This is a genomic window from Methylococcus geothermalis, from assembly GCF_012769535.1.
GTDB classification, from domain to species: domain Bacteria; phylum Pseudomonadota; class Gammaproteobacteria; order Methylococcales; family Methylococcaceae; genus Methylococcus; species Methylococcus geothermalis.
In genome coordinates, this window is record NZ_CP046565.1 from 3142077 (window position 1) to 3167296 (window position 25220).

The 25220-nt window shown below is 61.5% G+C and carries 24 protein-coding genes, 2 tRNA genes and 1 pseudogene; 7 read left to right on the forward strand and 20 right to left on the reverse strand.

Translation table 11 applies throughout. The annotated features are described in order from the left end of the window. Positions 1 to 4 precede the first annotated feature (4 nt). The 6 genes from tuf to GNH96_RS14750 form a co-directional block, all read right to left on the reverse strand. Positions 5 to 1195, reverse strand: coding sequence for an elongation factor Tu (tuf, locus tag GNH96_RS14725; protein WP_169604020.1), 1191 nt, complete (start codon positions 1193 to 1195; stop codon positions 5 to 7). A gap of 41 nt (positions 1196 to 1236) precedes the next feature. Further along, a complete protein-coding gene (gene fusA, locus GNH96_RS14730; protein ID WP_169604338.1) occupies positions 1237 to 3333 on the reverse strand; it encodes an elongation factor G in 2097 nt (698 codons plus the stop codon). Positions 3334 to 3375: 42 nt separating this feature from the next. Beyond that, on the reverse strand, positions 3376 to 3846 hold the full coding sequence (rpsG, locus tag GNH96_RS14735; protein ID WP_169604339.1) for a 30S ribosomal protein S7: 471 nt from the start codon (positions 3844 to 3846) through the stop codon (positions 3376 to 3378). An 18-nt stretch (positions 3847 to 3864) separates the two neighbouring features. Next, positions 3865 to 4239 carry a 30S ribosomal protein S12 gene (rpsL, locus tag GNH96_RS14740; RefSeq protein ID WP_169604340.1) on the reverse strand — a complete coding sequence of 125 codons (375 nt, stop codon included), beginning with the start codon at positions 4237 to 4239 and terminating at the stop codon, positions 3865 to 3867. A 168-nt stretch (positions 4240 to 4407) separates the two neighbouring features. Continuing rightward, positions 4408 to 4483 (reverse strand) — tRNA-Asn (locus GNH96_RS14745). A gap of 45 nt (positions 4484 to 4528) precedes the next feature. Next, positions 4529 to 4605 (reverse strand) — tRNA-Arg (locus tag GNH96_RS14750). A gap of 90 nt (positions 4606 to 4695) precedes the next feature. Between GNH96_RS14750 and rnd the strand changes: the two genes are divergently transcribed. Both rnd and GNH96_RS14760 read left to right on the forward strand, forming a co-directional pair. Beyond that, positions 4696 to 5904 carry a ribonuclease D gene (gene rnd / locus GNH96_RS14755; RefSeq protein ID WP_228719892.1) on the forward strand — a complete coding sequence of 403 codons (1209 nt, stop codon included), beginning with the start codon at positions 4696 to 4698 and terminating at the stop codon, positions 5902 to 5904. Then, entirely contained in the window at positions 5897 to 7453 is a 1557-nt protein-coding gene (locus tag GNH96_RS14760) for a bifunctional aminoglycoside phosphotransferase/ATP-binding protein (protein WP_228719893.1), read from the forward strand. Before rnd ends, GNH96_RS14760 begins: the two co-directional genes overlap by 8 nt. Positions 7454 to 7459: 6 nt before the next feature. On the opposite strand, the gene GNH96_RS14765 is transcribed toward GNH96_RS14760, so the two are convergent. The 11 genes from GNH96_RS14765 to GNH96_RS14815 all read right to left on the reverse strand — a co-directional run bounded on the left by GNH96_RS14765 (position 7460) and on the right by GNH96_RS14815 (position 17182). Then, positions 7460 to 8428, reverse strand: coding sequence for a YVTN family beta-propeller repeat protein (locus GNH96_RS14765; protein ID WP_169604341.1), 969 nt, complete (start codon positions 8426 to 8428; stop codon positions 7460 to 7462). Positions 8429 to 8435: 7 nt separating this feature from the next. Further along, complete coding sequence (locus GNH96_RS14770; protein WP_169604342.1) at positions 8436 to 8963, reverse strand: SRPBCC family protein; 528 nt, start codon at positions 8961 to 8963, stop codon at positions 8436 to 8438. A 63-nt stretch (positions 8964 to 9026) separates the two neighbouring features. Then, a complete protein-coding gene (gene sbcB, locus GNH96_RS14775) occupies positions 9027 to 10463 on the reverse strand; it encodes an exodeoxyribonuclease I (RefSeq protein WP_169604343.1) in 1437 nt (478 codons plus the stop codon). 14 nt (positions 10464 to 10477) lie between these two features. After that, a complete protein-coding gene (locus tag GNH96_RS14780; protein ID WP_169604344.1) occupies positions 10478 to 10657 on the reverse strand; it encodes a DUF539 domain-containing protein in 180 nt (59 codons plus the stop codon). A gap of 119 nt (positions 10658 to 10776) precedes the next feature. Further along, the gene (gene nqrF, locus GNH96_RS14785; RefSeq protein ID WP_169604345.1) at positions 10777 to 12000 is read right to left on the reverse strand and encodes an NADH:ubiquinone reductase (Na(+)-transporting) subunit F; all 1224 of its coding nucleotides are present in this window, start codon (positions 11998 to 12000) and stop codon (positions 10777 to 10779) included. A gap of 16 nt (positions 12001 to 12016) precedes the next feature. Continuing rightward, entirely contained in the window at positions 12017 to 12625 is a 609-nt protein-coding gene (nqrE, locus tag GNH96_RS14790; protein WP_017366077.1) for an NADH:ubiquinone reductase (Na(+)-transporting) subunit E, read from the reverse strand. After that, positions 12625 to 13284, reverse strand: coding sequence for an NADH:ubiquinone reductase (Na(+)-transporting) subunit D (locus tag GNH96_RS14795; RefSeq protein WP_169604346.1), 660 nt, complete (start codon positions 13282 to 13284; stop codon positions 12625 to 12627). The genes nqrE and GNH96_RS14795 overlap by 1 nt, the downstream gene beginning before the upstream one ends. A gap of 5 nt (positions 13285 to 13289) precedes the next feature. Beyond that, positions 13290 to 14210, reverse strand: a complete 921-nt coding sequence (locus GNH96_RS14800; RefSeq protein ID WP_169604347.1) for a Na(+)-translocating NADH-quinone reductase subunit C — start codon at positions 14208 to 14210, stop codon at positions 13290 to 13292. After that, a complete protein-coding gene (locus GNH96_RS14805) occupies positions 14203 to 15405 on the reverse strand; it encodes an NADH:ubiquinone reductase (Na(+)-transporting) subunit B (RefSeq protein ID WP_169604348.1) in 1203 nt (400 codons plus the stop codon). Before GNH96_RS14805 ends, GNH96_RS14800 begins: the two co-directional genes overlap by 8 nt. Before the next feature lie 5 nt (positions 15406 to 15410). Then, entirely contained in the window at positions 15411 to 16769 is a 1359-nt protein-coding gene (locus GNH96_RS14810) for a Na(+)-translocating NADH-quinone reductase subunit A (protein ID WP_169604349.1), read from the reverse strand. Between the two features lie 227 nt (positions 16770 to 16996). Next, positions 16997 to 17182 carry a hypothetical protein gene (locus GNH96_RS14815; protein ID WP_169604350.1) on the reverse strand — a complete coding sequence of 62 codons (186 nt, stop codon included), beginning with the start codon at positions 17180 to 17182 and terminating at the stop codon, positions 16997 to 16999. Between the two features lie 400 nt (positions 17183 to 17582). Between GNH96_RS14815 and GNH96_RS14820 the strand changes: the two are divergent. Then, positions 17583 to 18901 (forward strand): annotated as a pseudogene (locus GNH96_RS14820) (IS256 family transposase). 164 nt (positions 18902 to 19065) lie between these two features. On the opposite strand, the gene GNH96_RS14825 reads toward GNH96_RS14820, so the two are convergent. Beyond that, positions 19066 to 20018, reverse strand: a protein-coding gene (locus tag GNH96_RS14825) for an IS5 family transposase (RefSeq protein ID WP_228719894.1) whose coding sequence is annotated in 2 segments (ribosomal slippage) — positions 19066 to 19602 and positions 19605 to 20018 — 951 coding nt in all. Because the reading frame shifts where the segments join, the coding sequence is not laid out codon by codon here. Positions 20019 to 20103: 85 nt separating this feature from the next. Between GNH96_RS14825 and GNH96_RS16410 the strand changes: the two genes are divergently transcribed. Then, positions 20104 to 20265 (forward strand): transposase, encoded by a 162-nt coding sequence (locus GNH96_RS16410; protein WP_169604351.1) that lies wholly within the window; start codon positions 20104 to 20106, stop codon positions 20263 to 20265. Between the two features lie 36 nt (positions 20266 to 20301). On the opposite strand, the gene GNH96_RS14835 is transcribed toward GNH96_RS16410, so the two are convergent. Beyond that, a protein-coding gene (locus GNH96_RS14835) for an IS3 family transposase (RefSeq protein ID WP_169601143.1) occupies positions 20302 to 21431 on the reverse strand; the annotation gives its coding sequence in 2 pieces (ribosomal slippage) (positions 20302 to 21173 and positions 21173 to 21431; 1131 coding nt in all). Between the two features lie 211 nt (positions 21432 to 21642). On the opposite strand from GNH96_RS14835, the gene GNH96_RS15920 reads away from it, so the two are divergent. Next, complete coding sequence (locus tag GNH96_RS15920) at positions 21643 to 21789, forward strand: IS4 family transposase (RefSeq protein WP_223163439.1); 147 nt, start codon at positions 21643 to 21645, stop codon at positions 21787 to 21789. 223 nt (positions 21790 to 22012) lie between these two features. On the opposite strand, the gene GNH96_RS14845 is transcribed toward GNH96_RS15920, so the two are convergent. Beyond that, a complete protein-coding gene (locus GNH96_RS14845; RefSeq protein ID WP_169604352.1) occupies positions 22013 to 22579 on the reverse strand; it encodes a YqiA/YcfP family alpha/beta fold hydrolase in 567 nt (188 codons plus the stop codon). 389 nt (positions 22580 to 22968) lie between these two features. Between GNH96_RS14845 and adh the strand changes: the two genes are divergently transcribed. Together adh and GNH96_RS14855 are read left to right on the forward strand one after the other, a co-directional pair. After that, a complete protein-coding gene (gene adh, locus GNH96_RS14850; protein WP_169604353.1) occupies positions 22969 to 24465 on the forward strand; it encodes an aldehyde dehydrogenase in 1497 nt (498 codons plus the stop codon). A 26-nt stretch (positions 24466 to 24491) separates the two neighbouring features. After that, a complete protein-coding gene (locus GNH96_RS14855) occupies positions 24492 to 24857 on the forward strand; it encodes a DUF779 domain-containing protein (RefSeq protein ID WP_223163440.1) in 366 nt (121 codons plus the stop codon). Positions 24858 to 25220 lie beyond the last annotated feature (363 nt).

The window sequence follows — 25220 nt, forward strand, 5'->3', positions numbered from 1 at the left end:
GGACTCACTCGATGATCTTGGAGACAACGCCCGCGCCGACGGTACGACCGCCTTCGCGCACCGCAAACCGCAACCCTTCGTCCATCGCGATCGGCGCGATCAGCTTCACTTCGATCTTGACGTTGTCGCCGGGCATGACCATCTCGACCCCTTCCGGCAGCGTCACCGAGCCGGTGACGTCGGTGGTCCGGAAGTAGAACTGCGGCCGGTAGCCATTGAAGAACGGGGTATGACGACCGCCTTCTTCCTTGGACAGGACGTAGATTTCGGCTTCGAAGTGGGTGTGCGGGGTGATGGTGCCGGGCTTGGCCAGCACTTGCCCGCGTTCGACGTCTTCGCGCTTGGTGCCACGCAGCAGGACGCCGATGTTGTCGCCGGCCTGACCCTGGTCGAGCAGCTTGCGGAACATTTCCACGCCCGTGCAGGTGGTCTTGGTCGTGGGCCTGATGCCGACGATTTCGATTTCTTCGCCAACCTTGATGACGCCGCGCTCGACGCGCCCGGTGACGACGGTGCCGCGCCCGGAGATCGAGAAGACGTCTTCGATCGGCATGAGGAACGGACGGTCGATGGCGCGCTCGGGCTCGGGAATGTAGTCGTCCAGGGCCTGCACCAGGGCTTCGATGGCGGGTACGCCGATCTCGCTGGTGTCGCCTTCCAGCGCCTTCAGGGCAGAGCCCCGGATGATCGGGATGTCGTCGCCGGGGAAATCATACTTGGAGAGCAGTTCCCGCAGCTCCATTTCGACCAGTTCGACCAGTTCGGGGTCGTCGACCATGTCCACCTTGTTCAGGAACACGACGATGTAAGGGACGCCCACCTGGCGCGCCAGCAGGATGTGCTCGCGGGTCTGCGGCATCGGGCCGTCGGCGGCGGAGCAGACCAGGATGGCGCCGTCCATCTGCGCCGCGCCGGTGATCATGTTCTTGACGTAGTCGGCATGACCAGGGCAGTCGACATGGGCGTAATGGCGCGCCTTCGACTCATATTCCACGTGCGCGGTCGCGATGGTGATGCCTCGGGCGCGCTCTTCGGGCGCGGCGTCAATCTGGTCGTACGCCTTGAATTCGCCCCCGAACTTCTCCGCCATGCACTTGGTCAGGGCCGCCGTCAGCGTCGTCTTCCCGTGATCCACGTGACCTATCGTTCCCACATTCACATGCGGCTTCGTGCGCGTAAATTTCTCTTTGGACACTGTCTTTTCCTCTCAAAACTCAGCTCTGTCCCGTGTATCGACTACGACACCGATTTCTTGATGACGGCATCCGCCACGTGTGTCGGCGCTTCGACATATTTCTCAAAATGCATGCTGTATGTTGCCCGCCCCTGAGTGGCCGAGCGCAGATCAGTGGCGTACCCAAACATCTCGGAGAGCGGCACTTCGCAACGAACAACCTTGCCTGCCGGCGCATCATCCAGACCCTGGATGATCCCCCGGCGGCGATTGATGTCGCCCACCACATCGCCCATATACTCTTCGGGCGTAACGACCTCGACCTTCATGATCGGTTCCAGGAGGACAGGCGAGGCTTTTCGCGCCCCCTCCTTGAATGCCATCGAACCCGCAATCTTGAAAGCCATTTCACTCGAATCCACATCGTGATAGGAGCCATCGAACAAGGTCACTTTCACGTCGACGACCGGGAATCCCGCCAAGACGCCATTCTGCAACTGTTCCTGGATACCCTTATCCACCGCCGGAATGTATTCCTTGGGAACCACACCGCCGACGATGCCATTCACGAACTCATAGCCGGCCCCAGCGGCCAACGGTTCGAGCCTGAGCCAAACGTGGCCGTATTGCCCCCGTCCGCCGGTCTGCCGAACATATTTCCCTTCCTGCTCGACGGTCTTCCGGATGGTTTCCCGGTATGCCACCTGAGGCGCGCCCACGTTGGCGTCCACCCCGAATTCTCGCTTCATCCGATCGACAATGATCTCCAGATGAAGCTCTCCCATGCCGGAAATGATCGTCTGACCAGACTCCTCGTCGGTCCGGACCCGAAAGGACGGGTCCTCCTGGGCAAGCTTGCTCAGTGCAATCCCCATCTTTTCCTGATCCGCCTTGGTCTTCGGCTCCACGGCAACCGAAATCACCGGCTCCGGAAACTCCATCCGCTCAAGGGTGATGATTTCCTTGGGATCACACAGCGTATCGCCAGTGGTGACATCCTTAAGACCGATCGCCGCGGCGATGTCTCCCGCGCGAACCTCCTTGATCTCTTCACGGTTGTTCGCGTGCATCTGAACCAGCCGACCGATGCGCTCCCGGCGACCCTTCACCGGGTTGTAGACCGTATCCCCCGAAGACAGCACCCCGGAGTAAACACGGATAAAGGTCAGCACCCCCACATAGGGATCGGTTGCGATCTTGAAAGCAAGCGCGGAAAAGGGAGCATTATCGCACGATTCTCGGCTACTTTCGAGCCCCCCTTCGCTAATTCCGACAACCGGAGGCATATCGACCGGTGACGGCAGGAGTTCGACTACGGCATCCAGCATCGCCTGGACGCCTTTGTTCTTGAACGCCGATCCGCAAAGCACGGGAACGATCTCGTTGGCGAGCGTACGCGAGCGCAGCCCTTTCTTTATTTCCTCGACGGAGAGCTCGCCCCCCTCGAGGTATTTTTCCATGAGCTCTTCGGACGATTCGGCGGCAGCCTCGACCATTTTCTCCCGCCAAGACTGGCAGGCAGAAACCATGTGAGCCGGAATATCGCCCAATTCAAAGCGAGTCCCCTGGGTCGAATCGTCCCACCAGATCGCCTTCATGCGCAGAAGGTCAACGACCCCTTTGAATTCGTCCTCGGCGCCGATAGGCAACTGGATCGGCACCGGATTGGCGCCCAGACGCTTGCGGATCTGTTCGACGACGCGCAGAAAATCCGCGCCCGCGCGATCCATCTTGTTCACGAAAGCGAGACGCGGAACGCGGTATTTGTCGGCCTGACGCCATACCGTTTCCGATTGAGGCTCGACGCCGCCTACGGCGCAGAATACGGCACAGGCGCCATCGAGAACCCGCAACGAACGCTCGACCTCAATCGTGAAGTCGACGTGCCCGGGAGTATCGATGATGTTGATACGATGTTCGGGGAAGGAGCCGTCCATGCCCCGCCAAAAACAGGTCGTCGCTGCGGACGTGATGGTGATGCCTCGCTCCTGCTCCTGCTCCATCCAGTCCATGATGGCAGCACCGTCGTGCACCTCACCGATCTTGTGGGACACCCCCGTGTAGAACAGGATACGCTCCGTCGTAGTGGTCTTTCCGGCATCGATATGCGCCATGATCCCAATATTCCGATAGCGCTCGATAGGAGTCGTGCGTGCCACAGCCAAATAACCTGATTTTCTTAAAGAGCGGGTAAGCCGGGGTTACCAGCGGTAATGCGAGAAAGCCTTGTTCGCCTCTGCCATTCGGTGAGTATCTTCGCGCTTCTTCACCGCCGAGCCGCGGTTCTCTTTCGCTTCCATGACTTCCGCAGCCAGCTTCATCACCATGCCTTTCTCGCCACGCTTGCGCGCGGCGTCGATCAGCCAGCGCATACCCAGCGCCATGCGCCGGGCGGGACGCACCTCGATCGGCACCTGGTAGGTTGCACCACCCACTCGACGGGACTTCACTTCGACGACGGGCTGCACGTTCTCCAACGCCTTATTCAGGACCTCCAGCGAATCCTGCGAAGTCTTCGCTTCGATATGGTCGAGCGCCCCATACACGATTTTTTCCGCGATGGACTTCTTGCCGCTCACCATGAGCATGTTCACGAACCGGGCGAGCGTCTCGCTGCCAAAACGCGGATCGGCGATGACTCCGCGCCGCTCACACCTTCTTCTTCTGGACATATCACCTAGCCTCTAAAATTAGCTCTTCGGCCGCTTGGCGCCGTACTTGGAACGGGCTTGGCGACGCTTCTGTACGCCTGCGGTATCCAGGCTGCCACGGACGACGTGGTAACGGACACCCGGCAAGTCCTTCACACGACCGCCACGGATCAGGATCACCGAGTGCTCCTGCAGGTTATGGCCCTCGCCCCCGATGTAGGAGGTCACTTCAGCGCCATTCGTCAAACGAACGCGAGCCACCTTACGCAACGCCGAGTTCGGCTTCTTGGGCGTCGTGGTATAAACACGAGTGCACACCCCGCGCCGCTGGGGACAGCCTTCGAGCGCAGGGACGTTGCTCTTTTCTTTCTTGCTTACTCGCGGCTTTCTAACCAGTTGGTTGATTGTGGTCATTACCGAGCTCCAAAACTATTCCAACCCACATGCACGCTGAACCGTGCCGATAATATGGGAAAGACTAAAGCCGCTCAGAGTAATTACTGGCAGCCGCCATGTCAAGCGCATCCACGCTCGAACAACAAAATAAAAAGGCTTACATCACTGCAAGCCTTTTTTGGAATTTGGCTCCCCCGGACGGGCTCGAACCGCCGACCCGCTGGTTAACAGCCAGCTGCTCTACCGACTGAGCTACAGGGGAATGACTAACACGAAGAACCCAAAAACCCCCACGCCATTTGCGAAATGGCGCGCCTGGAGAGATTCGAACTCCCGACCACCTAGTTCGTAGCCAGGTACTCTATCCAACTGAGCTACAGGCGCGCTGTGGAGAGGGCATTATGACGACCGGGACATGTCATGTCAACCTAGCACGACAATGCTACCGCAGAATCGGAAGCTCGGGCTCCTTCCTTGAGGGCAGCCGGTTACAATCATCTTTCCATAGCGACGCCCAGCCCCACCGTCATGCCATCGGCCAGCACTTATATCGATTCACCCAACGAGCTTGCGACATTCTGCCATTCGATCAGCGCGTCGCCCTGGATCGCTGTCGATACCGAATTCGTTCGCGACAAGACCTATTATCCCAAATTCTGCCTGCTGCAGATCGCCAACGAGAGCCAGGCCGCCTGCATCGATCCGCTCGGCATCGAAGACCTGCGGCCGGTGGAGGACCTGCTGTTCAATCGAGCCATCACCAAGGTGTTCCACGCGGCGAGGCAGGATCTGGAAATTTTCTTCCACCGCTTCCGATCCGTTCCGGCCCCGATATTCGACACTCAGCTCGCCGCCCCCCTGATCGGTCATCCGGAGCAAATCGGCTATGCCAGCCTCGTCGCGACCATGCTGGGCGTCGCCGTGAACAAGGAGCACACCCGCACCGACTGGACTCAACGCCCGCTATCGGCGGCGCAGAAGGAGTATGCAGCCAATGACGTGATCCATCTCGCCGCCCTGTATCCGAAAATCCGTGAGCAGCTCGATCGGCTAAAGCGCACTTCCTGGCTGGCGGACGATTTCGCCGCGCTCGAAAATCCACGGCTGTATGTGAACCGCCCCGAGGATGCCTGGGAGCGCATCGGCGGGCTGGAACGTCTGAAGCCGGACCAGTTCGCGCTGGCAGTGCGCCTCGCGGCCTGGCGGGAAACCACCGCCCAGAAGAACGACCTGCCCCGCAACTGGATCCTCCGCGATGACGCCTTGCTGGAAATTGCGCTGAGGAAACCCCGCAGCCGCGATGCCCTGCAAACGTTGAGAGGCGTCGAATCGCGCGCAGTTCAGCGATATGGCGATGCGATGATCGCCCTTATCCAGGCGCCCGACGACGGTGGGCTCTTGCCGCCGCAGCCTCGTCGCGTTCAGCGCCGCAGCGCCGAAACCGAGGCCATCCTCGATGCCCTGTCCGCGGTAGTCCGACTGCGCTGCCTCGAACACACCATCAACCCATCCGTCGTCGCCAGCCGCAAAGACCTCGAGGAGGTATTGGAGTCGCCCGCCGACGCCAAAGTCATGCAGGGATGGCGGCGGAACTTGGCGGGAAGTGACATCCTGGCTTTCCTGGAAGGAAGGGCGCTTCTGCGCATGAGCGGCGACAAGCTCGCCTTGGCCGACCGTGAATGAAATCGCCGCACAAGGCGCATTCCCGGCCGGACTGATGACCGCCGCGGCCTATCCGCACCCGGTTTCCGACATCCGCCTGATCGAAACCCATATTTCCTGGGTGTTCCTGACGGGAACCTATGCCTACAAGGTCAAGAAACCCGTCGATTTCGGATTTCTCGATTTCTCCACCCTCGAACTGAGGCTGCGCTTCTGTGGGGAGGAACTCAGGCTGAACCGGAGGCTCGCGCCCGACATCTATCTCGCCGTCTGCCCGATCGCCGGTTCGCCGCAAACGCCCCGAATCGAAGGCGAAGGCCCGCCGTTCGAATACGCGGTGAAGATGCGTCAATTTAAGGAAGGCTCGCTGCTCGCGGATCTGGCCGCGGCGCAGGCGCTGACGGCGGACCATATCGGCGCATTAGCCCGCCTCATCGCCGAATTCCACTGCTCGATTCCGCAATCCGGCGGCGAAGACGACTACGGCAGCCTGTCGAGCATCCGCAAGGCGACGATGGATAATTTCACCCACATCGAGGCCATCCTGCCGCCGGAGCAGGTGGCCCGGGACATCGCCCGACTCCGGGAATCAGCACGGCGGGATCACGAAACCCTGGCGGGCGTGTTCCGCGCCCGGAAACGCGAAGGTTACATCCGGGAATGCCACGGTGACCTCCATCTTGCCAACATCGCCTTGATCGATGGAAAGCCGGTTCCCTTCGATGCCATCGAATTCAATCCGGAACTGCGCTGGATCGACGTCATCAGCGAACTCGCGTTCATCGCCATGGATCTCGAAGCGCGCGGCCTGACCCGGCTCGCGGCCAAGCTGGTGAACGGCTATTTGTCCGTCACCGGCGACTACGGCGGCATGGTGCTGTGGGACTACTACCGGCGCTACCGGGCCATGGTCCGGGCCAAGATCGCCGCACTGACTTGGGAGCATACGGCGCAGGACGCCGCGAGAGCCGCCCATCTTGCCGGTTTCCGCCGTTATGTCGACTATGCCCTCTCTCTCGTACCCGACCGGCCGGCCCGGCTGATCCTCATGCACGGCGTATCCGGCAGCGGAAAAACCCACGTCGCGGCGCAGCTCGCCGAGGAAACCGGGGCAATCATGATCCGCTCGGATGTCGAACGCAAACGCCTGGCCTCGCACCGCCACGCCGATCCGGCCCGGATATACCTCCCCGCATTCACCCGCGCCACTTACGACCGGCTGCTGGAACTCGCGACGCCCTTATTGCACGCCGGGCTGTCCGTCATACTCGACGCCACATTTCTCGAACGGCAGTATCGGGAGGACGCGAGTCGGGTTGCGGACACCTGCGGCGCCGGTTTCGCCATCATCGCCATGGATGCGCCGGAGGCGACATTGCGCGAACGCATCCGCGCCCGCCAAAGAGCGGGAACCGACCCTTCGGACGCGGACCTCGATGTGCTGGAACGGCAATTGCGGTCCCGCATCCCGCTGAGCGAGGATGAAGCAGGGTTCACGGTAAACTGCGGCCCCGACAGCACCCTGCCGGACCTGCTGGCGCGCCTGAGCGATCCTCGGGCGCAGTCCTAAGGCGTCTCAGACACCGCCGATGAATTCGCCGAAGGCCCGACTGCCATTGCCGGTCCGGATCGTCCGCTCCACCTTCAGCGACAGGCCGTTGATGACCGAAACGGTATTGTCAAACCAATTGGCGACATAGAGATGGACACCATCGGGGTGCAATGCGATTCCTTCGGGGTATTCGCCCACGGCGATGGTATCCACGACTTTCCGACCCTCGATATCGATGACCGAGACAGTGTTGTCGTACTGGTTGGTGACGAAGAGGCGCTTGTATGGCGCCACATAGGCCACGGCGTAAGGGCGCTCGCCAACGCTCACCGTCTCGATCACCGACAGCGTGCGGACATCCACGATGGAGACGTCGTTGCTTTCGACATTGGCGGAAAACAACAGTTGACCGGAAGGATCGAGGCCGATCCCGAAGGGATGCTTGCCGACCTTGACCGTACGCAGGATTTCACCGCTCGCCGGATTCAGTTCGGCGATGGCATCGTCGTCGCGATTGGCGACGTATAGGCGCGAACCATCGGGCGCAAGCACCAGCCCCGACGGGACGTTCCCGGCCGGCAAACGGCGGACGGCGGCTCTGCTCTCCAGATCGACCACCGAGATGGTCCTGCCGTACCAGTCCGCCACGTAGGCGAACCGCCCTTCGGCATCGACCGCCACACCGACCTGGCCTTCGGCGGAGGCGATCTCACCGACCACCTGCTGGCTCCGCCCGTCGATCAGCGTGATGCTGTTGCCGCCGGCATTGGTCACCACGACACGGCTACCATCCCGGCTGACAGCGACGCCAGCCGGCTCCTTCCCCACCTTCAGCGTAGTTCGGACCTCTCCGCTGGCGGTGTCGATGACGCTGACGCTGTCGTCTTTCTGATTGGTGACGTACGCGAACGGTGCCGCTGAAGCGGCGGACGCGAAAAAGGCGGCGGCCAGCGCCGCCTTGACGCTCGACAAGACAGATCGCTTCACAACCATGAAGCGATCACTTCTTCTCGGCCAGGGCCTTCAGGTTGGCCAAGCCCTCTTTGTAGAGCGAAGTGACGGCTTTCAGCGCCGCCTCATCGTTCTCTTCCGGCGGCGGATTGTTATTCATGAAGGAGCGGTAGAATGCGCCATTCCATTCAACGACCGACCCGGCACCGGACGCCGTCACGGCGATGCTGGACGAATAATTGGCGACCGGCAGGTCTTTCGGATCGACCTCGGTGATCTTGTACGAATAGCTCATCTTTTCGGCGTCGTAGCTCTTAAGCTCTTCCTTGATGATGCCGCCGGATTTCAGCTTCAATTCGCGCGTCGCGCCCTTCTCGTTCCCGCCGGTGCCGGTGGAGCTGGCCACTTGAGGCATCCATTCGCCCTTACCGAAGTCCTTGATGATGCCCCACACGACCTCGGGAGCGGCGTTGATTTCGATGGTCTCGGTGACTTTCTGGCGGGTAGGACCGTGGGCAAAGGCCGAACCGGTCCAGGCGACGAGCAATCCGGTGGCGACAAGCAGAATCTTCTTCATTACTCCTCCGAAAGGGATAGATGGAAAGGTAGCCGTTAAGTATACGGGCAAAGCTCATCCGGGTTAACCGGATAAGTTCCTGCCGTAAGCCTCCAGCTCATCCAGGATCGCCAGCTTGCCGGAATCACGTTCCTGGCCGCGAAGCCCCTCGATACGAGAAAAGAACTCCGCGAGGCTCAGGCCGCCGCCTTCGCCTGCAAGGCGGCTCGAGCGAAACCGGCTCCAGCGCGCCCGCTCGTCTGCATTCAGGGTATCCGGAAAATTTCGGGCACGGAACCGGAACAGAAGCTCATCGAAACGCCCATCGACGAATCGCGGACGGTAACGGGCCAGTTGTTCGGGCGACAGCGCATGCACCCGCTCCAGGGCGCGCCGGTCGGCATCCGGCGTAAAGCCCCCGCGATAGAGCATCAGCTCCGGATCGAGTCCGGCCTCCGGCGGCCACTCTGCCTCGAACACCGCGGCGACCTTGGGGAGGATTTCGTCCGCATGATCCTGTAACCGGCGGGCGTTGGCCTGGCAAACGGCGACGTCGATCCCGAGCCTCTCCGCATCTGCCGGTCGCAACGCGGACGGCGGGACGACCACTGGGCAACGGTTGGTATGCACCCCCTTCAACGGAATCCGCTCGGCGCCTTCGGGTAATTCCGCCAGCGGCGTGAACAGCCGCTGGCGGATCTCGTCTGCCGGCAGATCGAGCAGCTGCGCCGGATCGCAGGCAAGATCGAACACGATGACCCGTGTCGCCATGCGCGGATGCCGGCACAACGGCAGCACGTAGGCGATGCAGTTCCGGGACGCCGGAAACTTCTCGGAGACATGCAGCACCGGCTGCCAACTGCCCAGCGCCAGCAGCCGCTCGACGGCCTGTTTACCTCGATTTTCCAGGGCGAACTTGAACAAGCGCGGCTGGCGCTCGCTGATCAGCCGAGCCAAACCTATCGTCGCCCACACATCGGACAAGGCATCATGCGCCGACTCGTGCACGATGCCATTCGCCGCCGCCAGGCGCTCCAGCTTGAACACGGGCGCCCCCGCGGCATCTCGCGGCCATTCGATCCCGTCCGGCCGCAGCGCCTGCGTCACCCGCACCAAATCGATGACGTCCCAGCGCGAATTGCCCGCTTTCCATTCGCGGGCATAGGGATCGTACAGGTTCCGATAAAAAGCGTAGCGCAGCATTTCATCATCGAAACGCAAGGTGTTGTAGCCGAGCACGCAGGTACCGGGCTGCGCGAAGAGGCCGTAGATGGCGGCGACGAACTCGCTTTCCCGTACGCCAAGCTCGGTGGCCCGCCGGGGAGTAATGCCGGTGATGAGGCAAGCCTCGGGATCCGGCACCACGTCATCCGAGGGCCGGCAATACAGGACCTCGGGCGAACCGACCGGCTCGAAATTCAAATCGGTCCGAACCCCGGCGAACTGGGCAATGCGGTCGCGGGCTGGATCGGTCCCGAAAGTCTCCAGGTCGTACCAGTAGAACGAAGGCGTGACGGCCATTCCGGCTATAAGCTTTAGGCCTTGCCTTCGGCCTCCAGCTTGAGGCGCTTCTCGCATTTCTGCGTGCAGATACAGTCGCTGCCGTTGATGCCCCCGCAGGTGCCCTTGATCGCCGGCCGCCCGAAAATGACGCCGACGGACATCATCAGGATGACAAAACCGATGATGGCGAAAGTGATCAGGAATAGAGTCATGGTGCGTTTCTCCAGCATGATGCCGGTCGGGCCGGCTTACCTCTGTTTGTTCCCTAAAGACGCCGCAAAAAAGAACGAGGAGCGCGAGGCTCCCCGTTCCCTGGCCGTTTCCGCGACGATCAGCCGCCGAAATCGTCCAGCATGATGTTCTCGCGGTCGACGCCGATATCGAGGAGCATATTGATGACGGCGGTGTTCATCATCGGCGGGCCGCACATGTAGTACTCGCAATCCTCGGGGGCCGGATGGTCCTTGAGGTACTGCTCGTACAGGATGTTGTGGATGAAGCCCGTGTAACCGGTCCAGTGGTCTTCCGGCTTCGGATCGGACAGCCCGAGGAACCATTTGAAGTTCGGGTTCTCCGCCTGCAGCTTGTCGAACTCCTCCACGTAGAAGGTTTCGCGCAGACTGCGCGCGCCGTACCAAAAGCTGATCTTGCGCTTGCTCTTCAGGCGGCGCAACTGGTCGAAGATGTGCGAACGCATCGGCGCCATGCCCGCGCCGCCGCCGATGAACACCATCTCCTTGTCGGTGTCGCGGGCGAAAAACTCGCCGAACGGCCCGGAAATGGTGACCTTGTCGCCCGGCTTCAGGTTGAAGATGAACGACGACATGACCCCCGGCGGCAACTGGTCTTCCTTGCCCCAGGGCGGGGTGGCGATACGGACGTTGAGCATGATGATGCCCTTCTCGTCCGGATAGTTCGCCATGGAGTAAGCTCGGATCGCCGGCGTCTTGACGTGAGACTCGATCCGCCAGAGGTTGTACTTGTCCCACTCGTCGCGGTACTCGGGCTCGATGTCGAAGTCCGAAAACTTGCAATCGTAGGGCGGGCACTCGATCTGGATGTAGCCGCCGGCCCGGAAATCGACCTGCTCGCCCGCCGGCAGTTCCAGCACCAGTTCCTTGATGAAGGTTGCGACGTTGTGGTTGGAGCGCACGCTGCACTCCCATTTCTTGACGCCGAACACTTCGTCATGCACATGAATCTTCATGTTCTGCTTGACCGTCACCTGGCAGGACAGGCGATCGCCCTGGGCCGCTTCGCGCTTGGTGATGTGCGAGAGCTCGGTCGGCAGAATCTCACCGCCGCCTTCCAACACCTGCACCCGGCACTGGGCGCAGGTGCCGCCGCCGCCGCAGGCCGACGACACGAACAGATTGTTGTCGGCCAGGGCCGTCAGCAGCTTGGACCCGATCGGGACGTAGATGGTCTTCTCACCGTTGATCAGCACCTCCACGTTACCCTCGGCCACCAGCTTCGACTTGGCGCCCAGAATCACGAAGACCAGGGCGACGACGATGGCCGTGAAGAAAAATACACCTAAGATAATTTCCAACATGGGATCACCTACATCCTTATAACTGTATGCCGGAGAAGGCCATGAAACCCAGCGCCATCAGACCCGCGGAGATGAAGGTGATGCCGAGGCCGCGCAGGCCCGCCGGTACGTCGCTGTACTTGAGCTTCTCGCGCACGCCGGCCATCGCGGTGATGGCGAGCGCCCAGCCGAAGCCGCTGCCCACGCCGTAGACCACGCTCTCCGAGAAGTTGTAGTCGCGTTCGATCATGAACAGCGAACCGGCCAGGATGGCGCAGTTCACCGTGATGAGCGGCAGGAAGATACCCAAGGCGTTGTAGAGGGCCGGGAAGAATTTGTCGAGCACCATCTCCAGGATCTGGACCATGGCGGCGATCACGCCGATGCAGGCCATCAGGGCGATGAAGCTGAGGTCGACGTCGCGCAGGCCGGCCCAGGACAGGGCGCCTTCCTTGAGCAGATAGGTGTAGATCAGGTTGTTGGCCGGGACCGTCAGGGTCTGCACGATCACCACGGCGATGCCCAGACCCACGGCCGTTTCGATCTTCTTCGATACCGCGATGAAGGTGCACATGCCCAGGAAGAACGACAGGGCCATGTTCTCGATGAAAACCGACTTGATGAACAGATTGATATAGGCTTCCATCAGTGTGCCTCCCCGTGCGCGGTGGCGATCACGAAATCGGCCTTTTCGACCTGTTGCGTCTTCCAGGAGCGGATCGCCCAGATCAGGAGGCCGATCAGGAAGAACGCGCTCGGCGGCAGCAGCAGCAGGCCGTTCGGCACGTACCAGCCGCCGTCCTTGACCAGGGGCAGCACATCGATCCCCAACAGCTTGCCGGAACCGAACAGTTCGCGGATGACCGCGACCGTGATCAGGATCAGGCTGTAGCCCAAGCCGTTGCCGATGCCGTCCAGGAAGCTTTCCCAGGGCGGATTCTTCATGGCGTAGGCTTCGGCGCGGCCCATCACGATGCAGTTGGTGATGATGAGTCCGACGAACACCGAGAGCTGCTTGCTGATCTCGTAGGCGAAAGCCTTGAGCAATTGGTCGACCACGATCACCAGCGAAGCGATGATCACCATCTGGGCGATGATGCGCACGCTGCTGGGGATGTGGTTACGGATCAAGGCGATGCCCGCGCTGGAACAGGCGGTGACCGAGGTCAGCGCCAGGCTCATGATCAGCGCCGTCGACAGCTGCGAGGTGACGGCCAGGGCGGAACAGATGCCCAGCACCTGGAGGGTGATGGGGTTGTTGTCGACCAGGGGTTCGACGAGAACTTTCTTCGATTCTTCGTTCATGGGAATTAACCTCTTCCAGCTCTAACTTTCGCCAAATACGGTCCGAAGCCGTCCTTGCCCATCCAGTAGCGGATCAGGTTGCTGACGCCGCGGCTGGTCAGGGTCGCACCGGCCAGCGCGTCGACTTGGTACTCGGCACCCGGCTTGCTGGGGTCGACGCCGCCCTTGACCAGCCCTAACGCCACTTCGCCGATTTCGATGGCCTGCCCCTTTTCGGACAGGTTGCTTTCGTGCACCGTGGTCTTGGAGTAGTTGTAGACCTTCTTCCCCTTCCACAAGGCCTTCCATTTCGGGTTTACCACTTCCCCGCCGAGTCCCGGCGTTTCCGCTTGGTCATAGAGATTGAGTCCGATCACGGTTTCACCGTCCGCTTCCAGCGCCATGAAACCGTACATGGTGGACCACAGCCCATAACCGTTCACCGGCAGGATCACGGACTTGAGCCGGCCGTTCTCCTTCACCAGGTAGACCTTGGCATACTTGGGCTTGCGCTTGATGCCGGCGATGTCCTCCTCGGGCGGAATCGCCTCGCTCAAGGCGGGGTCCTTGGCCGCCTTGCGCTGGTCGTAGGTCTTGGGATCCACCGCGTCGCTGTAGTCTCCCGTGGAAAGCTCGACGATCTTGGGTTCGATGTTCTTGAACGCTTCGTCGATGTCGGTGCCGTCCTGGAGCAGGCCGGCCACCTCGAGGATGTTGACCTTCTCGTCCCGGGACTTGTTGGATTCCTGCAGCGGCTTCAGCGCCACGGCCGAGCCGGACACCAACACGGCGCCGACCAGGCACAGGCTCACCGCGACCGCGACGGTCTTCTCGAAGCTGTCGTTGGGCAGTGCCAGCACGCGCTCGGCATACAGCCGAGCCTTTTCCTTCAGCGCGGCGAACTTGTCACCGCCCTGCACATTCGTCGAATTTGCTGCGTTAGGCATGACGTTTAATCCTTCTTGCGATGTTCGCCTTGATCACCGCGTAGTCGATCAGCGGCGCGAAGATGTTGGAGAAGAGGATGGCCAGCATGATGCCTTCCGGGAAGGCGGGATTGACCACGCGGATCAGCACCGTCATGAAGCCGATCAGCGCGCCGAAAATCCAGCGGCCGGTGTTGGTATGCGCCGCACTGACCGGATCGGTCGCCATGAAGCTCGTGCCGAAGGCGAAGCCGCCCAGCGTCAGATGCCAATACCAGGGCATCGCGAACATGGCGTTGGACTCGCTGCCGATGATGTTGAACAGCGTCGACGTCGCCACCATGCCGACGAAGACGCCGGCGATGATCCGCCACGAGGCGATCCGGGTGTAGACCAGGAAAGCCGCCCCCAGGAGACAGGCCAGGGTCGAGGTCTCACCCATCGAACCGCGCTCGAAGCCGAAGAAGGTCTGCAACCAGCCGATGCCGCCCTCGCGGATTGCATCGACTCCGCCCAGCGCGCCCAACCCCAACGCCGTGGCGCCGCTGAAGCCGTCCACCGCGGTCCACACCATATCGCCCGACATCGAAGCCGGATAAGCGAAGTACAGGAACGCGCGGCCGGTCAGCGCCGGGTTGAGGAAGTTCTTGCCGGTACCGCCGAACACCTCCTTGCCCATCACCACCCCGAAGGAAATGCCGATGGCGACCTGCCATAGCGGCGTGTTCGGCGGCAAGGTCAGCGCGAACAGGATCGACGACACGAAGAAGCCCTCGTTGACGTCATGCTTGCGCACCACCGCGAACAGCACCTCCCACACGCCGCCGGCGACCAGGGTCACGACGTAGATCGGAATGAAATACAGCGCGCCGTGGACCAGATCCGACAGCGGATTCCAGGGGTTATGGCCGAACAGGTTGATGATCGCACCGCGCCAGCCCGGCGCCGATTCCATCCCCATGGACGTCATCGCCAGATTGGCCTGGTAGCCGGTATTGAACAGGGCCATCAGCATGCACGGCAGCACCGCGATCCAGACGTAGGTCATCACCCGCTTCAGGTCGACCGAGTCGCGCACATGCGTCGCTCCGTGGGTCACATCGGGCGGGGTATAGAGGAAGGTATCCACCATCTCGTAGACGGGATACAGTTTTTCCAAACGCCCGCCCTTGGCGAAGAGCGGGTGCAGCTTGTCGAGAAATTGCCTTGCTGACATGAGACTTAGCCTTCCTTCTCAATCTGGGTGAGGTTCGAGCGAAGAACCGGACCGAAATCGTGCTTGCCCGGATCGACGAAGGTGCACAGCGCCAGGTCTTCTTCGTCCAGTTCCAGGCAACCCAGCGCCTGGGCCATGTCGGTATCGCCCACCAAGAGCGAGCGCACCAACTGGGTCGGCAGGATATCCAGCGGCATGACGTCCTCGTACACCCCGACCGGCACGATCGCGCGCGGGCTGCCGTGGGTGGAAGTCGTGAACGGGAACTTACGGCCCCGCTCCTTCGGCAGGCTCGCCAAGGTCACGTTGAGGAAGGAATACTTCGACGCGCTCGGCAGAAGCCAGCCCATGAACTCGCGGGCCCGACCTTCCTCGATCACGCTGACCTGATTGTGATAACGCCCCAGATAGCAGCCCCAGTCAGTTGCCTCGCGGCCATACAGGACGGAGCCGGAAATCACCCGGACCTCCTTGTCCGTCACGGTCTGGCCCGCGGTGAGATCGCACAGGCAGGCGCCGAGCCGGCTGCGCACCAGGCGCGGCCGGGCCACGCCCGGACCGGCCAGCGACACGACCCGCTCGACGTTGATGCGGCCGGTGGTGAACAGCGCGCCGATCGCGATCACGGACTGGTAATCCAGATACCAGACGCACTTGGACGGGCCAACCGGATCCAGGTAATGGATATGGGTGCCGGCCAGACCGGCAGGATGGGGACCTTCAAAGTCCGCGACCTCGACCTTGCCGCCTTCGATCGAAGGCACGGTCTGCGACGACGCCTTGCAAAGGTAAACCTTGCCCTCGGTCAGCTTGGAGATGACGGTAAGGCCATTCTTGAAATCCTCGGCCCGCTCCTGGATCACCACGTCGGGCCGAGCGGCCAGCGGATTGGTGTCGATCGCCGTCACGAAGATCGAATGCGGCTTGGTTTCCGGATTCGGCACCTTGCTGTACGGACGGGTCCGCAGAAAGGTCCACAGGCCGGAGGCCAGCAGATTCTCCCGTACCTGAGCATCGCTCAAGCCGGCCAGCGCGGCGGCCTGATAAGAAGCGAAAGTCACCTCGTCCTTGCCGTCCAGCTCGATCACCACCGACTGCAGCACCCGCCGCTCGCCGCGGTTGATCGCCTTCACCACGCCGGCGCCGGGGGAGGTGAAATTCACCCCCGGATTCTGCTTGTCGGTAAAGAGAATACTCCCCAACTTGACGCGATCGCCCTCGGAGACCTGCATCGTCGGCTTGAGACCGATGAAATCCGGCCCGATCAGGGCCACGGATTTCACGGCTCCGCCGTCGGCATGGATCACCTGTTCGGGCGCTCCCGTTATGGGCAGGTCTAAGCCTTTCTTCAGTTTGATTACCATAGTGAAGCCCACTTTCCAGACAAAAATCGGCCGCGCCAACCCCTCGCATGCCTGTCGACGATCCGTGGAGACACCGAGGGGAAGCCGTGGAAACCGTGCAGGGATGTTGTTATGGCGGGATCACGCCGCAACCCGCCGGAGATCGTCCCCCGCGGGACCGCCCGATCGGGCGCAACGACGCGTCCTCAGATGAACCCTGAGCCCACGAAAACAAAGCGATTTTCGTATTAGATCACAAAACCATCGAGGCAACAATTGAAGCTGTTGCGCCACTTTTGTGCACCAGAAGCGGCAGAATGGGGCGTCGCTTTGGCGGTCGGGAATAGAGAAGGAGAAAAAAAACCGGGCTCGATGAAGAGCCCGGAAACACCATCCCAGAGGATAAAACTTGAGGAAAACATCGGCTGTAACATCAGTTCGCCACTTCCGTGACAACCTTGGGACATAGCGTACCTGATCGTCCCTTCCGCCCGCCTTGATGTACGTCAAGTTTTCATCAACTCCCGTGGTGTTTCGGAGACTCATAAACGGTTCGCGCCTTATGATCCATCAGACCGCGTACCGAGACAACTTAAGGCGCAACCGTCCGAGCGGAGCATCATGCACTCCTATGAAAGAACGTATTTCCAATGATGGACGGTAAGACAAGCATTTAAGACTATTGAGACAGTGATGTTAGGCGGCGGCCGCGCGCTCCATGAGTTATAGTCGGAACTGGTGTATGAGCCAGGGGGGTGATGGCTTGAACGGGTGGCGTACCCTGCTGACAATTCGGTTGTCGAGACTGAAAAGCAGCATTGAGGTGAGTACGCCATGAGCAAGGTTACGCAGGACGAGGAGAAAAAGGCAACGGAGCTGGGGCTGGGTCTGGAGGATTTGATCCGAAGGGTGCCCGCGAGTTGATCCAGAAGGCCATCGAGACGGAGTTGGGGGAGTTGTTGAGCCGGTACGGGAACGTGCGCACATGGGGCGGTCAGCGGGCCATTGTCCGCAACGGTGATTTGCCGGAACGCGAGGTGCTGACGGCGGTCGGGCCGGTGTCGGTGCGGGTGCCGAAGGTCCGGGACCGTTCGGGGAGCGGGGTGAAGTTCAACTCGGCCTTGGTGCCGCCGTATGTGCGCCGTTCCGGTCGTATCTGCGCGGCCTTGCCGTGGCTGTATCTGAAAGGGATCTCGACCGGGGATCTGCAGGAGGCCCTAACGGTGCTGGTCGGTGACCAGGCCAAGGGCCTATCAGCGAATGTGGTGAGTCGCTTGAAGGCCGATTGGGCTCGGGAGTATCAGGCGTGGGCACGGCGGGATCTGTCCGAACAGCGCTACGTGTACTGGTGGGCCGATGGGGTCCACACCGGCGTCCGTGAAGAGGACGACCCGCGGCTGTGTCTGCTGGTGATCATCGGCGTACGGTGCGACGGCAGGAAGGAACTCGTTGCCTTGGCGGATGGCTTCCGTGAAGCGAAAGCGTCCTGGCTCGACGTGCTGCGGGACCTCAAGACCCGCGGTCTGACCGAGGGGCCACGCCTGGCGATCGGCGACGGAGCGCTGGGCTTCTGGGCCGCAATGGACGAGGTCTACGCCGAGACCCGCCATCAGCGGTGTGGGTTTCACAAGATGGGCAATGTCCTGAGCAGCCTGCCGAAAGCCTTACAGAGCCAAGCCAAGGCCGCGCTCCAGGCGATTTGGATGGCGCCCACGCGGCGCGAGGCGGAGCAGGCGTTTGACCGCTGCGTGCAGAGCTATCAAGCAACGTACCCGAAGGCCACCGAGAAATTGACCAAGAACCGGGCGGCCCCTGAGCCTGCCGAAGGGCGGCCCTGCTGGCCTTCCATGACTTGCCGGCGGAGCACTGGCAGCACCTACGGACCACCCACCCGATCGAGTCCACGTTCGCGACGGTCCGCCACCGTACCACACGCGCCAAGAACTGCCTGTCGCGGTCAACGTTCCTCGGGCTGGCGTTCAAGCTGATGGAGGAGGCGGCGAAATCCTGGCGGCGCATTCGCGGCGCCGAACGCATCCCGGACTTGACTTTCCGGCGTGGTGTTTGTGGTGTTTGAAGATGGGATCCCGGTGACCGACGACCCACCGGCCCCCTGCGTCAGAATAGTTGTCGCCTCTAATTTTCAGAACTGATGAACTTTAGGGAACCTCTGAACAAACCCGATTTGGCCGGTAAAAACACATCCCGCTGATAATCAGGCTTTGAAAATGGGTGAAGGGTACCGAAATTCCTTACTTACCGTGGCGATCCCCCCCGGATGCGCCCGTCGGGGCGGATTCCGGGCGCACCTCGCCCGTCAGGTCATCAATGCGTACCGCTTCAGGTAGAGATGGGTCAACCCTATCAGGGTCAACACCTGGGCGGCGTTCTTAGCCAGACCCCGGTAGCGCGTCTTGGTGTAGCCGAACTGCCGCTTCATCACCCGAAAAAGGTGCTCGACTCGGCTGCGGATCGACGACATTCGCCGATGGCGGCGTTTCTGCGCAGCCCCCAAGCGCCGTTTCGGACGGGCTTTCAAGGCGACGCCCCACACGACCCCGGCCTGCCGCGCAGCGCGCTTATAGGTGTCGTTGACGTAGCCGGCATCGCCGAGGATCAGCCGGTCGTCCTCGCGCAGCAGGTTCGGCAACTGGCTGATGTCGGCGGCATGGGCCGGTGTCACCGAGACCGTGTGGGCGACGCCGGTGTGAACGTCCGCTCCCACGTGCACCTTCATGCCGAAGAACCACTGATGGCCCTTCTTGGTCTGGTGCATCTCGGGGTCGCGGGTCTTGGCTTTGTTCTTCGTCGATGGCGCGGCGTGGATAATCGTCGCATCCACCATCGTGCCCCCCCCTTGAGCAGCAACCCTCGCGCTTCCAACACGTCATTGATGGCGTTCATCAACTTCGCCGTCAGCTCGTGACGTTCCAGCAGGCGCCGGAAGTTGAGGATCGTGGTTTCATCCGGCAGCGCGTCATCGGCCAACTCCAGACCCGCAAAGCGCCGCATCGATTCGATCTCGTACAGGGCATCTTCCAGGCCCGGGTCGGACAAGGCATACCCTTGCTGGAGGAAGTAAAGCCTGAGCATCGTCGCCAACGGGTACGGTTGACGACCGCGCCAACCCGCTTTCGGGTCATGCGGTTCGATCACCGCCAGCAACTCCGGCCACGGCACCGCCTGCTCCATCTCGGCCAGAAACTTCTCACGCCGAGTCTGCTTCTTCTTCCGGTCAAACGCCAAGGAGGCAAAGGTGGTCTGTTTCATGAGGGCACCGCGTTCATGGGTTCTGGGCAGGGGTTAGCTTACCAGCAGGGTTTGTTCAGAGGTTCCTTAGAGGATAGAGAGCCAGATGAAAGCAACGTATTCTGAAGCCTTCAAAGAGCAAGCGCTCGCCAAGACATTGAATCGTGGAGACCGGTCGGTCCGGTCTTTAGCGCAAGAGTTAAACGTGAATTACTTTACCTTGAAGGGTTGGATGAACAAGGCTACTGCGGTGGCCCCGGTTTTTTAGACAGGATTTTACCGGGCTTAAGTGGGCTTCTGCGGTTTAGGCTGCCTTCTGGAGTGGCAGCGAATTAAAGTACACGCTATCCGGGGTCTTGCCGTCAAGCGATGAATGAGGCCGCCGTTCATTGTAAAACTTGAAATAGCTTTGTAAGCCTTGCCTTGCTTGAGAAACTGAGTCGTAAGCATGCAAGTAAACTTCCTCGTATTTCACGCTTTTCCAAAGCCGTTCGACAAATACGTTATCGACCCAGCGGCCCTTGCCGTCCATGCTGACTCGGAGACCTTGACCTTGGAGCAGATCGACAAACTCTGTGCTGGTGAACTGGCTGCCTTGGTCGGTGTTAAAGATCTCCGGCTTGCCATGACGCTGTAGAGCTTCCTCGACGGCCTCGATGCAGAAGTCCGTGGTCAGGCTGTTGGACAGTCGCCAAGACAGCACCCGCCGGGTCGCCCAGTCGAGTACCGCAGCCAGGTACACGAAGCCTTTGCGCATGGGGATGTAGGTGATATCCATGGCCCCTACGTGGTTCGCTCTGGTGATCTCCAGACCGCGCAGCAGATAGGGGAAGATCGGGTTCTGCGGATGCTTCCGGCTGGTGTTCGGCCGTCGATACAGCGCCTCGATGCCCATCTTCTTCATCAGCGTGGACACATGCCGGCGGCCCACCTGAATGCCTTCCAGGCGCAGCAGGTCGCGCAGCATGCGGGCGCCAGCAAACGGATGGTTGATGTGCAACTCGTCGATCCGACGCATTAAGGCCAGATCGCTTTCTGAAACTGGCTGGGGCACGTAATACACCGAAGAGCGGGATAGCTCCAGCAATTCACACTGGCGCACCACAGGGAGCTTGTCAGACCGGTCAATCATCGTTTTGCGCTCGCATCGCCGACGCGACCGAGCGCGGCGACTCAAAAATCATTCGCCATCGCCAACTGCCCGATCTTGGCATGGAGTTCCTTCACGTCTGGCCCGCTCGACTCACTGCGTTCCGCGGCTGTGGCGAACACGTCGCTCGCCCGCTCCTGCAACTGGCTCTTCCACTGCGTGATCTGGTTGACGTGAACTTCAAACTGTTCCGCTAACTCCGCCAACGTCTTATCGCCTTTGAGCGCTGCCAGGGCCACCTTGGCCTTAAAGGCCGCCGAGTGATTTCTTCTCTTTCTCTTCATCTTTGTTCTCCGATTTCAGCCCTTCCTAGGGCCGGTGATGCCCTTCCTAGGGCCGGTGATTAGAACAGAAACCTCACCTAAGCGGCTGTCCTATTTTCCGGGGCCGGCTCTCCCGACCTGGGGGCCGCTCGCCTGTTCGAACGCGACGAATGGGAAGCGGCCTACCTCCTGAACAAAAAAGCCGCCGCTCCATCCCCCTCGGTTGAACGAGGTGATTCGACTGACCGCTCGGCACGGTGGCTTTCTCGCACGCAAGGGTGATGGTGAACCCGGCGTCAAAACCCTCCGGCAAGGGTTACAGCGGGTCATGGATTCCGTCCTCGGACTGCGCTTAGCCCGCGAGCTTCAGGCCGGGTGATTTGGGTATATAGGGTATGGGTCTAACCCGGCGGCCGTCGTAGCCCCTCGTGGGGCGGATGCCGAAAGGCGATCCGCCAAAATCAGCGTCCGGTATCGGTGGCAGAACCCGATGGAGCCGGTTCCGCCCTACGCGAGCCGCGGGGCGAACCCGCAGACGGCCAAGCGGGTTCCCTGGCCCGGTAGGCGCCGCCGGCGCGACCGGGTGCCCGGCACGCTGGAGCTCAAGGCGTCAGCGCGAAGTCGATGATCGCGTCCAGATAATCGGCAAAATGGCGGAAACTGTGATCGCCGCCCTCGATCACGGTCTGCCTTGCGCCCGCGTATTTTTCGACGGCCTCGCGGTAATCGAGCACTTCGTCGCCGGTTTCCACCATCAGCCAGAAGCGCTCGGGCCGGCTAAGCCTCGTCACTTCGAGCTGCGCCAGCTCGGCCAGGTGCCGTTCGGTGAACTCGAAAGGCTCGCCGGTGTAGAGATTCCGCTGCGGCCCCACCGCCGGAACCAGGTTTTGATAGGCGAAAGCGGCGGGATTGATCAGCACCGCGCGCAGGTCGTGCTTCTCGGCCAGATAGGTGGCGTAGTAGCCGCCCAGCGAACTTCCCACGAGAGCGGGACGCGTCCGGCACTTCGCCAGGACTCCCGCTACGAACTCGATGGCCTGGCGCGGGCCGGCCGGAAGCTGCTCGCACCAGAACCGATCCGCCAGCCCGCGCTGCGCCATGCGTCGCGCGAGGAGACGGGCTTTCTCGGACAAAGGCGACGAACAAAAACCGTGTAGATAAATGATCATGGCTTCATCGTCATGGAAAGTCCGGCGCGCCGGACCCGATTCAACTTGCGGGCTACTTGTCGCCCGAATCGATCGCAAACCCGGATCATCGTAACAGACCAGCGGCTTCCAGGGGCTGTCCGGCGAGGACGCTGAGGCTTCCGAGGGCTTTCGCGCTCAAGGAAAAGGTCGACCGGCATACCAGGACATCCACCCCAGCGCGCTGCAGCTGCACAAGGACATCGTGGACAAGGCCCTGGAGAACGAAAGGGGCGCGGATACCAGGGCTTGAAGCCCGCCCGATTCGCCGATACAGTCCGGTCGCCGAAGAAACATCGAACAGCTTGGTATCCCCTGGGGAATCCAGGCCCCATCGCCGACCGCAAACGCCCGCCGGAAGGAGTTACGCCATGAAGACCGAATCGCCATTCAAACCCTGTTACGACAATTTCATCGGTGGCCGCTGGGTCCCGCCGGTCCGGGGGGAATACTTCGAGAACCTGACGCCGGTCACCGGTAAACCGCTCGGCAAGGTCGCCCGTTCCACCGCGGATGACGTCGAGCTGGCCCTGGATGCTGCCCATGCCGCTGCCGCCGCCTGGGGCCGAACCTCCGCCACCGTCCGGGCCAACCTCCTGAACCGCATCGCCGATCGCATGGAAGCCCACCTGGAAACCCTGGCGCTGGCGGAAACCTGGGACAACGGAAAACCGGTCCGTGAGACCCGGGCCGCGGACATCCCGCTGGCGATCGATCATTTCCGCTATTTCGCCGGCTGCATCCGCGCGCAGGAGGGCTCCATCGGCGAACTCGACGCCGACACCGTCGCCTACCACTTCCACGAACCGCTCGGGGTGGTGGGACAGATCATCCCCTGGAATTTCCCGATCCTGATGGCGGCCTGGAAGCTCGCCCCCGCCCTGGCCGCCGGCAACTGCGTGGTGCTGAAGCCGGCCGAGCAGACCCCGATGGGGATCATGGTGCTGCTGGAACTGATCGGCGACTTGTTGCCGCCCGGCGTGCTGAACGTCGTCAACGGTTTCGGCCTGGAGGCGGGAAAACCGCTGGCTTCCTCGCGGCGCATCGCCAAGATCGCCTTCACCGGGGAGACGACGACCGGCCGGCTGATCATGCAGTACGCCTCGCAGAACATCATCCCGGTGACGCTCGAACTCGGCGGCAAGTCGCCGAACATTTTCTTTGCCGACGTCTGCGCGCGGGAGGACGACTTCTTCGACAAGGCGGTGGAAGGGCTTGCGATGTTCGCGCTCAATCAGGGCGAAGTCTGCACCTGCCCTTCCCGCGCCCTGATCCACGAATCCATCTACGATCGCTTCATGGACCATGCCTTGAAACGGATCGCGGCCATGAAACAGGGCAACCCGCTGGACGCGGAGACGATGGTCGGCGCCCAGGCGTCCGAAGAGCAGGTCGAGAAGATCCTTTCCTACTTCGAGATCGGAAAGCAGGAAGGCGCCGAATGCCTGATCGGCGGCGAGCGCAACCTGCTGGATGGCGACCTGCGCGGCGGTTACTACGTGAAACCCACGGTATTCCGGGGCCACAACCGCATGCGCATATTTCAGGAAGAAATCTTCGGCCCGGTGCTGTCGGTGACGACCTTCAAGGACGACGAAGAGGCGCTGGCGATCGCCAACGACACGCTGTACGGACTCGGCGCCGGCATCTGGACCCGCGACATCAACCGGGCCTACCGCATGGGACGGGGCATTCATGCGGGGCGCGTCTGGGTCAACTGCTACCACCTTTATCCGGCGCATGCCGCGTTCGGCGGCTACAAGCAGTCCGGCATCGGCCGCGAGAACCACAAGATGATGCTCGCTCATTACCAGCAGATGAAGAACCTGCTGGTCAGCTACAGCCCGAAGGCAGTGGGCCTGTTCTGACAACTCCCGACGCACCGGCGCGGGTGGTGGCAAGCCCCGCCGCCCTGGCCTTGATCGAACGGCTGGCCGCAAGGCACGGCCCGCTGATGTTCCACCAGTCCGGCGGCTGCTGCGACGGCAGCGCCCCCATGTGCTATCCGCTCGGGGAATTCCTGGTCGGCGACTCGGACGTGCGGCTGGGAGAGATCGGAGGATGTCCGTTCTACATGTCCGCAGCCCAGTTCGACTACTGGAAGCATACGCAGCTGCTGATCGACGTCGTGCCGGGCCGGGGCGGCATGTTTTCGCTGGAAGGGCCGGAAGGCCTTCGTTTCCTGACGCGGTCGCGGGTGTTTTCGGATGCCGAGCTGGCGGCGTTGGAAGCGGCGGGTTCGCCGATTCGCGGGCAGTGAACCGCCGCACCGTCGCTGGCTGCTCCCAGTAAAGGCCCCGGAGCGGTCGGCGACGTTCTGGCGCCATAAGCCTCGTATTCGCCGCCGAAATGCTCGCGCAACCGCCCCGCTCCGGTACGGATGCGTGCGGGCAGCGGCAGGATCATGACGGAAACCTCCCATTTTGTCCTGTTCTTTCATGTCATGGCTTCAGCACGGTTTTCCCTCTCACCAACTGATCTCTTTCACGTTTCTACCCGATTCTTGCCTGTTCCTCTCTTTTCAACTCATCATCACCCTCCCCCTGTCTTTCGGGCGGCCAATGATAGGAAGAATCGATGGACGCGATGTGAAAGACGAAAACGTCCCGCTTCGAGGAGGCGC

Excerpts from the sequence above, each read along its gene's own strand:
- rpsG (WP_169604339.1), bottom strand. The coding sequence starts at position 3,846 with ATGTCCAGAAGAAGAAGGTGTGAGCGGCGCGGAGTCATCGCCGATCCG.
- adh (WP_169604353.1), top strand. The coding sequence starts at position 22,969 with ATGAAGACCGAATCGCCATTCAAACCCTGTTACGACAATTTCATCGGT.
- GNH96_RS14770 (WP_169604342.1), bottom strand. The coding sequence starts at position 8,963 with ATGAAGAAGATTCTGCTTGTCGCCACCGGATTGCTCGTCGCCTGGACC.
- GNH96_RS14845 (WP_169604352.1), bottom strand. The coding sequence starts at position 22,579 with ATGATCATTTATCTACACGGTTTTTGTTCGTCGCCTTTGTCCGAGAAA.
- GNH96_RS14815 (WP_169604350.1), bottom strand. The coding sequence starts at position 17,182 with ATGTTACAGCCGATGTTTTCCTCAAGTTTTATCCTCTGGGATGGTGTT.
- rpsL (WP_169604340.1), bottom strand. The coding sequence starts at position 4,239 with ATGACCACAATCAACCAACTGGTTAGAAAGCCGCGAGTAAGCAAGAAA.
- GNH96_RS14765 (WP_169604341.1), bottom strand. The coding sequence starts at position 8,428 with ATGGTTGTGAAGCGATCTGTCTTGTCGAGCGTCAAGGCGGCGCTGGCC.
- nqrF (WP_169604345.1), bottom strand. The coding sequence starts at position 12,000 with ATGTTGGAAATTATCTTAGGTGTATTTTTCTTCACGGCCATCGTCGTC.
- nqrE (WP_017366077.1), bottom strand. The coding sequence starts at position 12,625 with ATGGAAGCCTATATCAATCTGTTCATCAAGTCGGTTTTCATCGAGAAC.
- GNH96_RS14795 (WP_169604346.1), bottom strand. The coding sequence starts at position 13,284 with ATGAACGAAGAATCGAAGAAAGTTCTCGTCGAACCCCTGGTCGACAAC.
- GNH96_RS14780 (WP_169604344.1), bottom strand. The coding sequence starts at position 10,657 with ATGACTCTATTCCTGATCACTTTCGCCATCATCGGTTTTGTCATCCTG.
- GNH96_RS14805 (WP_169604348.1), bottom strand. The coding sequence starts at position 15,405 with ATGTCAGCAAGGCAATTTCTCGACAAGCTGCACCCGCTCTTCGCCAAG.
- GNH96_RS16410 (WP_169604351.1), top strand. The coding sequence starts at position 20,104 with ATGAAAGCAACGTATTCTGAAGCCTTCAAAGAGCAAGCGCTCGCCAAG.
- GNH96_RS14800 (WP_169604347.1), bottom strand. The coding sequence starts at position 14,210 with ATGCCTAACGCAGCAAATTCGACGAATGTGCAGGGCGGTGACAAGTTC.
- sbcB (WP_169604343.1), bottom strand. The coding sequence starts at position 10,463 with ATGGCCGTCACGCCTTCGTTCTACTGGTACGACCTGGAGACTTTCGGG.
- GNH96_RS14810 (WP_169604349.1), bottom strand. The coding sequence starts at position 16,769 with ATGGTAATCAAACTGAAGAAAGGCTTAGACCTGCCCATAACGGGAGCG.